General features: G+C 69.3%; 11 protein-coding genes. 7 read left to right on the forward strand and 4 right to left on the reverse strand.

The window, feature by feature from the left end; genetic code table 11:
* Positions 1-686: 686 nt before the first annotated feature.
* Positions 687-2,531 carry an Hsp70 family protein gene (locus tag AB0M47_RS39070; RefSeq protein ID WP_363423212.1) on the reverse strand — a complete coding sequence of 615 codons (1,845 nt, stop codon included), beginning with the start codon at positions 2,529-2,531 and terminating at the stop codon, positions 687-689.
* 123 nt (positions 2,532-2,654) lie between these two features.
* Here AB0M47_RS39070 and AB0M47_RS39075 point away from each other — a divergent pair, with 123 nt between their 5' ends.
* The 5 genes from AB0M47_RS39075 to AB0M47_RS39095 all read left to right on the forward strand — a co-directional run bounded on the left by AB0M47_RS39075 (position 2,655) and on the right by AB0M47_RS39095 (position 9,218).
* On the forward strand, positions 2,655-4,931 hold the full coding sequence (locus AB0M47_RS39075; RefSeq protein WP_363423214.1) for a hypothetical protein: 2,277 nt from the start codon (positions 2,655-2,657) through the stop codon (positions 4,929-4,931).
* Between the two features lie 195 nt (positions 4,932-5,126).
* Positions 5,127-5,447, forward strand: a complete 321-nt coding sequence (locus tag AB0M47_RS39080) for a pilin (RefSeq protein ID WP_363423215.1) — start codon at positions 5,127-5,129, stop codon at positions 5,445-5,447.
* Positions 5,448-5,449: 2 nt separating this feature from the next.
* Entirely contained in the window at positions 5,450-6,607 is a 1,158-nt protein-coding gene (locus tag AB0M47_RS39085; RefSeq protein ID WP_363423217.1) for a hypothetical protein, read from the forward strand.
* The gene (locus AB0M47_RS39090; protein ID WP_363423219.1) at positions 6,604-7,491 is read left to right on the forward strand and encodes a PrgI family protein; all 888 of its coding nucleotides are present in this window, start codon (positions 6,604-6,606) and stop codon (positions 7,489-7,491) included. The genes AB0M47_RS39085 and AB0M47_RS39090 overlap by 4 nt, the downstream gene beginning before the upstream one ends.
* Positions 7,488-9,218: a DUF87 domain-containing protein gene (locus tag AB0M47_RS39095; RefSeq protein WP_363423220.1), complete on the forward strand. Its 1,731-nt coding sequence runs from the start codon at positions 7,488-7,490 to the stop codon at positions 9,216-9,218. The genes AB0M47_RS39090 and AB0M47_RS39095 overlap by 4 nt, the downstream gene beginning before the upstream one ends.
* A gap of 584 nt (positions 9,219-9,802) precedes the next feature.
* On the opposite strand, the gene AB0M47_RS39100 is transcribed toward AB0M47_RS39095, so the two are convergent.
* Complete coding sequence (locus tag AB0M47_RS39100; protein WP_363423222.1) at positions 9,803-10,018, reverse strand: hypothetical protein; 216 nt, start codon at positions 10,016-10,018, stop codon at positions 9,803-9,805.
* 298 nt (positions 10,019-10,316) lie between these two features.
* On the opposite strand from AB0M47_RS39100, the gene AB0M47_RS39105 reads away from it, so the two are divergent.
* The gene (locus AB0M47_RS39105) at positions 10,317-10,712 is read left to right on the forward strand and encodes a hypothetical protein (protein WP_363423224.1); all 396 of its coding nucleotides are present in this window, start codon (positions 10,317-10,319) and stop codon (positions 10,710-10,712) included.
* 142 nt (positions 10,713-10,854) lie between these two features.
* Here the strand turns inward: AB0M47_RS39105 and AB0M47_RS39110 are convergent, their stop codons facing one another.
* Positions 10,855-11,481 (reverse strand): HD domain-containing protein, encoded by a 627-nt coding sequence (locus AB0M47_RS39110; RefSeq protein ID WP_363423226.1) that lies wholly within the window; start codon positions 11,479-11,481, stop codon positions 10,855-10,857.
* A 29-nt stretch (positions 11,482-11,510) separates the two neighbouring features.
* Here AB0M47_RS39110 and AB0M47_RS39115 point away from each other — a divergent pair, with 29 nt between their 5' ends.
* Entirely contained in the window at positions 11,511-11,978 is a 468-nt protein-coding gene (locus tag AB0M47_RS39115) for a hypothetical protein (protein WP_363423227.1), read from the forward strand.
* Here AB0M47_RS39115 and AB0M47_RS39120 read toward each other — a convergent pair.
* Positions 11,975-12,574 (reverse strand): hypothetical protein, encoded by a 600-nt coding sequence (locus AB0M47_RS39120; RefSeq protein WP_363423229.1) that lies wholly within the window; start codon positions 12,572-12,574, stop codon positions 11,975-11,977. The genes AB0M47_RS39115 and AB0M47_RS39120 overlap by 4 nt on opposite strands.
* Positions 12,575-12,685: the final 111 nt, after the last annotated feature.

Consider the following 12,685-nt stretch of genomic DNA (forward strand, 5'->3'; position numbering starts at 1 on the left):
TCCGAAGGGTGACCCACTCTCCCGGCCACACCACCGGAGACCGACCTACACGTGAGCCCGTACACACACCGTCACGTCAGGCCGTACGCGGACACGCGCCAACACCTCGTCGCGGGACCAGATGAGAATGGCGAGTCCCCTTCACGTTCACCCCGGCCCACGGCTAAAATTCTCCTCGCGCCGCGCGCTAATCCCGATGGCATTCCCGTGTCCGTGGAGCGCGCGGCGCACCAGTGATGTGGTCTTGGACCAGGCGCAGGCGCTGCGATAGTGGCGATTTGCAATCGGAATAGGATGAATGCCACTGATGACAGCCTATATTCAGGCCGACGTGGTGATCATGCCAGCCCCTTCGTTCTCCGCCGAGATCATCATCCTCACCCCTTCTCCGTGTGTGGCGCGGTCGTGGCCGAACTGTCGTTGTCGGTGCGGGTGTTCACCTGTGCCGTGTGCGGACATCAGGCGGATGTGATCTGAACGCGGCCACCAATCTCGCCATCTGGCAGAGCCGCATGATGCTCAGGTCTGGGACCCCAAGCCCCGGTCACCAATGCCTCCCGAGGGGACGACGCTGGCCGGAAAGTGCCAGCCCGCCGGCGAAACCAGCCCCGACGACGTGGTCGCCCCGACCCAGGAAACAGCCCGTGAGCGTGGTGATCACCAAGGCAGTGACGCTGATCGCCGCCTTACTTTCCAACTTCGGGTTCGGGCGAGGTCGGGCTTTGCGTGAGAGACGCGCGTATCTTGACCCAGAGGCTCGATGGATGGCCATCAACGACGATCCTGACGGTTTGACGAATCCACCAGACGCTGATGGCGAGCAGGTAGATCATGGTCATGGCGCTTACCGCCTGGAAGCCGTAGACGATGGCGAATCCTGCTCCGAGGATGACGGCAAGGATCAGCCGGGCCGGTCCATGACGGATGAGGGTGAGCGCGACGGCCACGCCGAGCAGTCCGGCGCCGATACGGGCGATGGGTTCATACAAGGCGATGTAGCGCAAGGACTCTGGCAGGAATGCCAGGTGCAGGTCGCGTTGGATCATGCCGCTGATTCCGGCTGCGGCCAGCAGCGCTGCGCCGACTGGCGGGTGCAGGTGTCGTGCCCACGCTTGGCCGCGCAGGCGAGGGACCAGCGGCGCGATGAGACCGGCCGCGATGCACAGCACTGCGGGCAGGAACGATGCGGCAAGGGTCGCCAGGACGAAGTTGGGTGTGATGCCAGTGACGAAACCTAGAAGCGTTTCGGTGAGCAGCCCGAACAGTCCCGCGACAGCCAGGCCGACGACGGCGGAGAACGCCAGCGCTCGTCCGGCCAGACCGCCGCGCTGGCCAGGTGTTCGGTTGTCCTGGTCGTCGAGTTGCAGGGCGGTGGCCAGGTATGCGCCGATGGCTATCGCGGCGAGGGTGAGCATGAGCCCGGCTGCGGCGAAGGTCGGGCCTTGGAAGAAGATGGCGAGCTTGACGTAGTCGACGCCTCTGTAGATGTCGGAGACGGCGTGCAGCCGTTGGATTTCCTGGTAGACGACGAGCCCGCCGGCGGCGGCCAGTAACGCTGTCCCGATGATGTGTGGCGGGCGCAGAAGTTTCCGCCAGGCAATCGTGCGGGCGTCCTGCGACATATGAGGCTGTTCAGCCTGGTCGGGCGTGTGATGGGTGAGGGCGAGCGCGCCGAGTGCGACCGCGTGGATCGGATCCTGTGGGCCGATGGGTGTGATGCCGCAGCGTTCGGCGATCAGGTGGCCAGCCTGCAGCGTGGCGGCGGGGCCGCCGAGGACGATCGCTGCGGTCATCGTGTCGGGGTCGATGTCTGCCGCGTCGATGGTGGCGCGGATGGCAGTGGCAAGGTCGCGTCGCATGGGCTCGGCCACAATGTCGATCTGTTCGGCGGTGAGGACGACGGGCGGATGTGGCTCGGGTGGGACGACGACCGCGCGCTGGCCTGGGGCCGTCGCGAGCAGGGCTGTGTGGATGCTGTCGGCAAGGACGCCCGGCGGCAGGTCGGTGAGCGTCTGTGCTGCGATCTTCGCCAGTTCCGTTTGCAGGTGGCGGCCGGTCGCGGCGGGCACCGGCTGGGTCGCCAACTGCGTCCAGCCGGTTGCGTCGCGCTGCACGACGGTGACTTCGGTGAATCCGGCCCCGATGTCGCACACGAGAACCGTCTCGCCCGTCGCGACCGGTGCGATGGTGGCGGCGTAGGCGGCGGCCGCAATGGGGTCGGCGACGACCCGCGGGTTGGGCAGGCCGGCGTGGACGGCGGCGCGCCGCAGGAGTTCTTTGCGTCGCGGTCCCCAGGCCGCAGGTGCGGTGAGCACCGCCTCGGTGGGCTCGCCGACGGTGCGGCGGGCCTGTTCTCTGATGTCGCTCAGGATCTGCGCGACCGCGTCGACGGCAGCGTCGTCGGAGGTCATGACGGTGAGCGCGCTCTTGGCCGGTGTCCCGGATGGTGAGCTGCTGGGTCCGATGGGGATGCGGCGGTTGCCCAGTGCCGCGACGGCGACGGTCCGGCTCGTGCCGAAGTCGATTGCCAACCGTACAGGCTCCATAACGGACAGTCTTGCCGATCTGTGGGATGCTCGCTGTCCCGACAATGCATTGGAATGCGTCAGCAACCGCGAAAGCACAGGTGGGCGGTTCACGGAGGGAGCCAGGGTATGCGCAGGCTGGCACGGATCATCGCGACGGTTGTGCGAGGACTGGCCCGCATGGTGGCGGTGGCGTTGTGGCTGGCGGGTTTGCCGCTCGTCCTGATCTCGTTCGTCGGCTCGCCAATGCCCACCTCGGCGGAGATCTCCGGCTGGCCGCAGACCGCGGTCACGTGGCCGATGGCGCTGCACGTCATCAGCGCTGTCGGCTGGCTGACCTGGCTCGTGCTCGTCTACCTGCTGCTGAGCGACCTCGCGGCGCGGCTGGGCAATGTCCGGCTTCCCCGCCTGCGGCTGCCCGCAGGCGTGCACACGGTCGTCGCCGGGGTCGTCGGCGCCACGGTCGTTCCGGTCCACGCCGCAGCGGGCCCGCCGGCGGCGGTCGCCACCGTGGCAACCGCGGCGACGCCCACGGTGGCTGCGACAGCAACGCCGGGTCACCGCACGACGGTCACGTTCCTGCTGCGCGGTCACCGCTATCACGTGCTCGTGCGCAAGGGCGACACGATGTCGACGATCGCGCGTCAGTGGCTGGGCGACGCCGGCCGGTGGCCGGAGATCTGCCGCCTGAACGCTCACCGGCATTGGCCGCGCGTCGGCGGCACTCTGCGGGACTGCGACCGGATCTATCCCCGCTGGGACCTGCGGCTGCCCGCCGATGCGGTGGCCCCGGCGGGCGCACGCCGCGCGGACACGCCCTCGGTGGCGCCTGCCGCTCCGCCGAAGGTCGAACCGGTCAGCCCCTCGCCACCGAGCCCGCCGGCAGTGACATCGGCTGCGCCTTCTCCGTCGGCGGCAGGTGATCGGCAGGACGAGGCTGAGACTGCCGCGTCCCCGCGGGATGGCGTCGAGCTGCCGGGCGGCTGGCTGGCCTGGTCGACGGCCGCGGCCATCCTGGCCCTGTACGCGTCGGTGCTGCTGCGGCGTCGTGCCCGGACGCAACCACCTGCCGGTTTGCCGGTGCTGATCCGTCACATCACCCGACCGGAACCGCTTGCCGACGACGGCGACGAGGTGACACAGACAGCAGACGCCACGGATTCTGACGACACCGACACCACGGCCCACGACCGCCCGGAACTCCAGGACGTGCACCGTGCGCTGCTGGAGCAGACTGCGGCTGCGGGGACGACTGTCCCGGCGATGCTGGGCGCCGCCGGCGACCAGCAGCTGGACGTGTCATCGCTTCCCCAGCGAGGTGTCGGACTGGCCGGATCGGGTGCCGACGCCGCACTACGCGGCATCCTCGCCTCCCTGCTGACATCCGGCGAGCACGGCTATCCCGGAGGAACAGCACGGGTCGTCGTGACCGCCGATGTGATGGCGCGGCTCGGCACGGGCGACATTCAGATCGAACACCTCGACGTAGCCCAATCCACGGCGGCTTTGCTGCACCAGCTGCAAATGGAGATCCACGACCGGTACCAGCACGGTGCGTCCGGCGCAGCCGCGCCGAAGACGGCAGGGCCGCTGGTCGTCATCGCCGACGTTCCACAGGCGGACGACGCGACCCGGCTCGCCGCGCTGGCCGACCTCGGCCACCCGCACAACATCCACATCATCGTCGCCGGCATGTGGGCGCAAGGCGTCACCTGGACGGTCGACGCGAACGGCGACGTCTCCGGCCACGATGTCGCGATGCGGTTGAACCGCCTGGACGGCCCGTCGTTCGCCGAGGTGCTCGCGATGGCCGCCGAGCACGACCATCCCGATGTGGCCGACGCCAGCCCGGCCCAGACGCCGTCACCCGGCAACGACGGCGGCGTGAGACGTTTCCAGCTGGACGTGCTCGGCGAGGTCCAGCTGTTCGGGCCGCAGGGCCAGCCGTTGCGCATCGTGCGGTCCGGGACCAAACAGATCGCTGTCCTGCTGGCGCTACACCCGGACGGCTGCGAGCGTGAAGATCTGCTGGAGTGGGTGTTCGGTCATGTGCGCCGCAAGACCGCGCCGGGCAGCTTGAACACCTGCGTGTCCGAGCTGCGCACGGTGCTACGCCACCCGGACAGCGGGGTCAGCGCGCTCGCGACCGCCGGCGCGCGTTATCGGCTCGACCCGGCTGCAGTGGACACCGACTGGTGGCAGTTCAACCGGCTCGTGGACAGCGGCCAGTACGCGGCTGCGGTCGGTCTCGATCGGGGACCGCTGGCGGGCGACCGGCCGTGGGACGCGCTGACCGAGCATCGCGAACATGTCCGCGCGCACGTCAGCGCCGCCCGTCAGCAGCTCGGACGTGACGTCAGGCCGGCCCCACGGGCAGCCCGGGCCGCCCACAGCCCGTCGGCGTAGTCCCAGGCGGCGGAAAGATCTTCGAAGATTTTCGCCGTGCGCATGTAATCCAGGGCCTCTTTTTTGGCTTAGGAGGATGCGCCGGTTTTAGGGGCTGGCGTGACCGTCCGCGAACGCGCGAACGCTCGCCCGAGATGCCGCTGCCGCCTGAATGCCCGACCGGAAAGGAGTGTTGGCTGGCAGCGAGCATGCCGCATGTTGGTGGCGTTCGCGGACGGTCTCCACGTTCGGCTGTTGGAGACCGTCATGTTCCAGCTCGTTCCAGGACCGGAGCCTTCGGGCACCGAAGCCCTGCTGTCGATCCTGTCCCGGGCCACCGGCTGGCTGGTGGGGATCGTGGCCACCATCGCCACCCTGTATCTCACCGTCGGTGGAGTGCGGTACCTGCTGGCCGGCGGTGACCCGCAGCAGATCGACGGGGCAAAGCGATCAGTGCGCAGCGCGCTGATCGGCTATGCGATCGCCGGGTTGGCGCCGCTGCTGGTGCGGATCGCCAAGTCGATCCTGGGGATCTAGCCGTGGGCAGCGTGGGCGGAGCGCTCGTCTCCGCAGTGCTTTCCTTCCTGGCCGCACAGCTCGGGCACATTCTGGACTGGCTGTGGCAATTGCTGACCGCCTCGGTGTTCATCTCGCCGGATGTCACCGGGTTCCCGCAAGTGCGCCACATGTCATCGCTGTCGCAGGCGGTCGTCAACACGGCGATGCTGCTGATCATCGCAGTGATCGGCACGTTGCATCTGCTCTCCGGCGGCGCCGAGCAGTCCCGGTACACGCTGCGGATGCTCGGGCCGCGGTTCGCCATGGCGATGGTGGCCGCGAACTGCTCGTCGCTGATCGTGTCGGTGTCGATCCGGGCCGCCAACGAGTTGACCCGGGCGCTGACCGGTGTCAACTTCTCCACCCAGGACGCCATCCGCCAGATCCGCGATCATCTGGCCAGCGTGCAAACCCATCCCGACACCCTGCTGCTGGAACTGGTCCTGCACAACTGCCTGACAGTGGCGCTTGCGGCACTGCTGGTCAGCTGGATGGTGCGGTTCGGGCAGCTGGTGATCGTCGCCGGGGTGGCGCCGGTCGCGCTGGCCTGCCACACGTTCCCGGCGACCCAGCCGATCGCCGACGGCTGGTGGCGCACACTGGCCGGCGCGCTGGTCACCCAGGTGCTGCAGGCGACGGCGTTGACGGTCGCCTGGTCGGCCCTGGCCGACCCGCAGGGGTCGTTCGCGGTGAAGATGGGCCTACCGGTCGATCCCAACGGCACGCTGAACCTGGCGCTGGCGGCGCTGGTCACCGCGCAGGTGGCGTTGATCCCCCGGTTTGTGCGCCGGATGCTGCGCACCGGCAGCGGCGGCGGCTCCACCCTGTCGGGCCTGTTCCGGATGCTGGTAGTGCAGCAGGTCGTGGGCAGGTTGCGCATGCGAGGCCGGGGAACCGCCGCCGCCGTCCCGCGGGGATCGGCCATCCGCAACCAGGTGCACTACCACAGCAGCGGCGAACGTCAGGTCACCAACCTGTACGGCGAGAACGCCGTCCAACACTCCCACGTGCATGAACGCGGCTCGCACCAGTATTCGCACCAGCACACACACCTGGCCCCGAGCCAGCCCCGACCGGTGTGGCGGCCGGCTCGCACCGGATCCCCCGCCAGCCTGCGCTTGCGACGGAGGACGTCATGAGCCGCATCCGGGCCGCCAGCGTGCCAGCCGACGTCACCCAGCCGGATCGAATCTTCGCCGGTCTCACCGCCCGCCAGCTGACGATCCTGGGCGGCACCGCAGCCGGGCTGTGGCTTGCCCACCGCCTGCTCTCACCGCTGCTACCCGGCATCGTTCTGCTGATCGGCGCGATCCCGATCGCCGCGATCGCCATCGCCGTGACGATCGGCCGCCGTGACGGGCTCGGCCTGGACCGATGGCTGTGGCACGCAATGCGCCTGGCCCGCGCACCGAAACGCCACGCTGCCGTAGCAGCGCCCGAAGCTCAGGTGACGGTGTTGCGGCTGCCCGCCACCGGTGTCGACGCCGACGGCACCGTGACCCTGCTCGACGGGCAGTACGCGGTTCTGGTCGGCGTGGGCACGGTCGGGTTCCTGCTGCGCGGCCCCGACGACCAGGACAGCGTGCTGGACGGATACACCCGCTGGTGCGCCGGCCTGTCCGGACACACCCAGATCACCGTCAGCACCCGCCCGGTGGACCTCGACCACCCCGCCGACCGAATCGACGACGGCGCCGACACGCTGCCCGATCCCGGGCTCGCCGCGGTGGCCGCCGACCACGCCCGGTTCCTGCGCCAACTCGCCGCCGACCGGGACCCGCTACGCCGGCAGGTCGTCATCACCCACCGCGGCCCCGACCCCGCCAGCGTGCGCCGCACCGCCACCCACACCGTGCGCGCCCTGTCCGGCACCGGCGCGAACGCCCGGATCCTCGACGGCACCACCGTCACCGACCTGCTGTACGCGGCAGCCGACCCCTGGCAGCCCACCGTCTGGGGGCACGCCCTACCCGACGCGATCATCACCGCCACCCGCCCCTCCCGCACCGAGGACCAGCCATGACACGCACAACCACAGCCCCCGCCGACCGGCCACAGCCAGCAGCGCTGATCCCGGCCACGGTCGAAACCCTGCCCCGCGCGCTGCGCGTCGACGACCACTGGACCGCCACCTACCTGGTCACCGGCTACCCGGACACGCTGCCCGCCGCCTGGCTGGAAACCCTGCTGTCGTTCCCCGGCCGGCTCGACCTGTCCCTCCACATCGACCCCCTCCAACCGGAAGACGCCGCAGCGCTGCTGCGCCGCCAGCGCGCCCGCCTGGAGTCGGCCCGTCATGCCGACGCCGACAGCGGCCGGCTCGGCGATCCGGCCGTGCACGCCGCCGCCGACGACGCCGCGGACCTGGCCACCGGCGTCGCCCGAGGCGCGACCCGCCTGTTCACCGTCGGCGCATACCTGACCGTCCACGCCCACACCGAAGGCGAGCTGACCGATGCCACCAGCCAGCTGCGCTCGGCCGCGGCGAGCATGCTGCTGGATCTGCAACCGGCGACCTGGCGGCACCTCGACGGCTGGCGATCCACCCTGCCCGTCGGCGTCGACCAGCTGCGGCACGGCCGGACCCTGGACACCGACGCGCTGGCCATGGCACTGCCCCACACCAGCACCGACCTGCCCCAGCCGCCACCGGGACGCCCAGCCGACGACAACGGCATCCTGTACGGGATCAACACCGCCACCGGCGGCATCGTCTGGTGGGACCGCTGGGCGCAGGACAACCACAACTCCGTCCTGATCGCCCGGTCCGGCGCCGGCAAAAGCTACCTCGCCAAACTCGACCTACTCCGCAACCTGTACCAGGGCGTGCACGCGGCAGTCATCGACCCCGAAGACGAATACACCCATCTCGCAGCCGCCGTCGGCGGCACCGTGGTCCAGCTCGGCGCACCCGACGTGCGGCTCAACCCGCTCGATCTGCCCACCGGCAGCCGGCGACCGGACACCCTGACCCGCCGCGCGCTGTTCCTGCACACCCTCGTCGCCGTCCTGGCGGGCGGGCCGCTGCAACCCGACCAGCGGGTCGCGCTCGACCACGCCATCATCACCGCCTACGCCCAGGCCGGCATCACCGGCGACCCGGCCACCTGGCGCACCCCTGCACCACTGCTGGCCGACCTGGCCGCCACCCTCGACGGCCCGGCCGGACACCGCCTGGCCACACGACTCGCCCCCTACACCACCGGCTCGTTCAAGTCGCTGTTCGACGGGCCCACCACCACCCGACCCCACCACCAGGTGGTCGTCTGGTCACTACGCCACCTGCCCGACGAGCTACGCGCCATCGGCATGCTGCTGGCCCTGGACAGCATCTGGCGCGACGTCGACCAGCCCGAGGCCACCCAGCGCCGACTGGTCGTCGTCGACGAAGCCTGGCAACTACTACGCGACCCGTCCGCCGCCGGATGGCTCTACGCGATGGCCAAAGCCGCCCGCAAACGCCACACCGGACTGGCGCTGATCACCCAGGACGTCGCCGACGTGCTGTCCACCGACCTCGGCCGCGCCGTCGTTTCCAACGCCGCCACCCAACTGCTGATGCGCCAAGCCACCCAAGCCATCGACCACGTACAGGAGGCATTCACGCTCACCGAACCCGAACGCACCTTCCTCACCACCGCCCGCCGCGGAGAGGCGCTCCTGGTCGGCGACACCGGCCGCGCCCCGTTCGAAGTCCTCGCCTCCCCCACCGAACACCAGCTCATCACCACCACACAGCGCAACCCGTAGCCGTCCAGCCGTTGAGCAGCCCACCCACGCACGTGGGTGCGGTGCTGAGCGGCCGAACGCTCACCGTGGAGTTCCTTGCCTGGCCTCCACGCCCGCCGGCAGGCGAGCCAACAACCAGGCCCCTCGTATAGCTGCGCGACGTGGGCGCGCCGCAGCCCGGCCGATCACCGGGCGGCGACTATTGGCAGAGCCTGCCGACCTCAGGTCGGCGGGCTGGAACTGCTGGCGGGTGCGAAGCATCAGGGGAAGAGCCCGAGTGGGGATAACCAAGGGGGAATCCCTGAGTCTGCCCTCTTCGCGACGATCCAGGCTTCTGCATCGACCAAGCACCGCTCCATGGCGTTCCGGTGAACGCGATCCCGGAGCAGAAGGTAGCGAATCAACCAGCCGCTGGCAGTCCCTCTTCCGAAAGCTCTCCTCCGGGCGGAACATCGCGACATGACGGCCAGCAGGCGCCAGCTGTGGCCCAGGCGTCGCCCCGGCGACACCACCGACGACCTACGCCAAGCCAATTCGCGCTCGCAATCGCACACGGCTGGTAACCCGAACACTGACCGCCTCGGTCTGAGGTCATCGGTTGGGAGCTACCGAACTGGGCGGAAGATCTCGTGTCGGTGGCGGCTGCGCCACTCGTCGGCTGCACCAGGATAGAACGGTGGCAGCGAGGGCCACTGATCTGCGGCACCGGTCAGCTGCACGCGGGGCACCCGGCTGTAGTTCATCGTTGGACTGGGTTGCAGCAGGTAGGACGGCACCCACATGGTGATGAGCGCCCGGTGGTGACGTTCGGTGCGCAGCAAGGCCACTCCCCCGATCCATCCTGCGGCCGGGTGACTCCCCCAGCACAGCAGGACCCCATGCGCGCTGTCGGCGGGCAGATGAATAGTGACCGCTGGTGGGCGCGCCCCTCGTTCGATCGCCCGGGCCAACTGTTCCGCTGACGTCATCCCCTCCACGCCCACATTATCGAACAGGTGTTCGGCTCGATGTGCTGAAGGGTGCTGTACGCGGCGAAATGGGCGGGGCAAGATGGCGGGGCGACCAGGCCAGCAGATGCGCCGACACCAATGATGGAACGGCCGGACCGAAGGGAGACGCGTGAAACGGTATGACGTGTCGGCCGAATTATTCGACCTGGCGATTCGCGGCTTGCTCAACGCCGAGGCGGACTGGCTGCTCACGGCGAACTGCGGGTCCTACACGCCGGGGACGCCCGTCCATCCAGGCCATTCGTTTGGCGTTGCGGCAGCCGCGCTCTGGCGCGACCACCGCGCCGACCTGATGGGCTTCCTGGCCGGCTACGTGGATCGACTGCGGCTGACTAGCCCGGCGTTGCAGGCATGGAAGGGCCCCCGGGTCATGCTCGACGATCTGCTTCGAGGACTCCCCCTGGCACTGCCGGATTGGTTCGGCGACGACGCCACCACGGCATTGATCGCAGCAGTCGTCAGCGAACTGCCGCTCCGAATGTCGGAGGACCCAAACACACCGTGAGCCAGTCCCGGCTTCCACTTGAGAGGGCAGCTCCCGTCCGCACAACCGTCGAGGGCGACCGGTGCCGGGCCAGCGCAGGTCTGATAGGGCCCCGGGCGGTATAGCCGAACTGTCGAGGAAAGGCTGTACGCCCGGGGCCGGTCTAACCGGGCGCCGGCAACGGGGTGACGTTGCTGCCGCCCGGAGTTGGTGAGGCTGGTTGCGGTCGTGCAACCGCGGCCGTTTCGAGCCTGGCAAGGGCCAGGCTGACTGCGGTGTGCAGGGACTCGGGGAGCTGCGGCGCGGCCATCTCGCACCACTGCTCGAACCAGGGGAACAGACTCTGCAGGGCCGTGCGCTTGGCCCAGAACTCGCACTCATCCGGTGCCCGGCCGGCGCGCCTGACGAGCGCGCTGAAGGCCACGACTTTGTCGGCGGCCATGATCTGGGTGACTGGCTGACCGGGAACGCGTGGCGCGGCGCCGGACATCATGGCGGCGTGTTCGGTGTGGATGGCGTTGACCAGGGGTGCCACGCCATCTCCGATGGCGTGTTTGAGCACGTTGTCAAGGTTGACGCTGGGTGAGACGAACTCGGGTGCGTCGTGAAGGAGCGCGGCGGCGATCATCTCGGGCGTCGCGTCTGGGACGTACCGGGCGAGCATCACCGCGACCTTGCAGGCGTGGGCGAACGCGGGCGCATCGTCGATGATGTTGCCCGCGCAGTAGTGCCGCGACAGCCGCAGGGCTCGTTCCACGACCGGGTGTCGCGGTCTGCGCAGGTGGCTCACCGTACGACCCTCCCTCTAGGCTTGCGGTTATGGCGCTCGATGAGCTGTTCCTGCCTCCGGAGGAGGTCCAGGCGGCGACCTGTGAGGTGTGCCCAGCTCAGCTGTTGCGTTTCGGTGCGTTCGACGTGGTGGACCGGCCTGGTGCCGACAACCGGTATGACCGTGACCGGGGGTGGCGAGCCAATGTGGTGACGGGCGCACCGACGTGTGTTCACCCCTACCGCGTCGGCTTGCCGCCCGCGCTGTATGCCAGCGCTGGCGTGCCGTTGCCGCCGAGTGCTACCCCGGCGCCGGTCCCGAGCGCTGCGGATCTTGAGTTGCCGGATGATCCGACGCTGCTTGAGGCGTGGCTCGTCGCATTGCTGCGGTGCGCTTCACCGGAGCGGATGGCCTCCACCTTGTACGAGGCAGAGGCCATCGCGTCGCAGCGGTTCGGTTCACGGGACGTAGTGGCGGCGATGCGCCGGGTCATGTCCCACGAGCTGGCCGGACGCTAGACGGCAACGAGAGTGCCGCCGGTGTCGGCGAAGGTGAAGTCGTGTTCGCGGCCCAGGCCCTTGATGCCGACGTTGGCGTAAGCCTGGTCGAGGAACGCCAGGCGGCGCCTGGCTTCGACGGTCCCGATCCAGTAGCGGTCGGGCATGTTGCCCCAGCCCGCGGCGGCGTAGCACTGGGAGGTGTAGTCCCCGGGTTCCCAGCCGAACTCTTCGAGGTCGGTCATGTGCGGCAGCAGCACGCCGATGCGAACCTGGAGCGCGGTCACGAGGTTGTGCTGGGCAAGGACCGCGTGGGTCATCTCGTCGACCGGCAGCGAGATCAGCAACTCGGCGGTGCTCTCGTCGCCGGTGAGCCCGTGGACGGCGGCTTTGAGGCTCAGGGCCTTCATGGCCTCGTCGAACAGGGCGGCCTTGTCCGCTTCGAGGTTCCACTGGGCGACAACCGGGTAGCCGGTGAAGGTCGCCCAGCAGTCGACGTACTTCTTGGACGAGTCGCTGAGTCGCCCGTAGGCCTCGTCACCCTTGATGAGGTTGAGGATCTCGGCAGCTCGCTCGCCGACCGCTGCGGGGTCGGGCATGGTGCGGGTGGTGGTCATCCGATGCTCCTTCTGGAGGGTGGAGGGCGGCGCGGGTCGCGGCTGGTCTACACCGGCGGGGACAACCTGATGGGGTTCGCGTCGATGTGGTGCCCAGGGTGCCGGACCGGG

The sequence above is a fragment of the Hamadaea sp. NPDC051192 genome (assembly GCF_040682475.1).
Taxonomy (GTDB): domain Bacteria; phylum Actinomycetota; class Actinomycetes; order Mycobacteriales; family Micromonosporaceae; genus Hamadaea; species Hamadaea flava.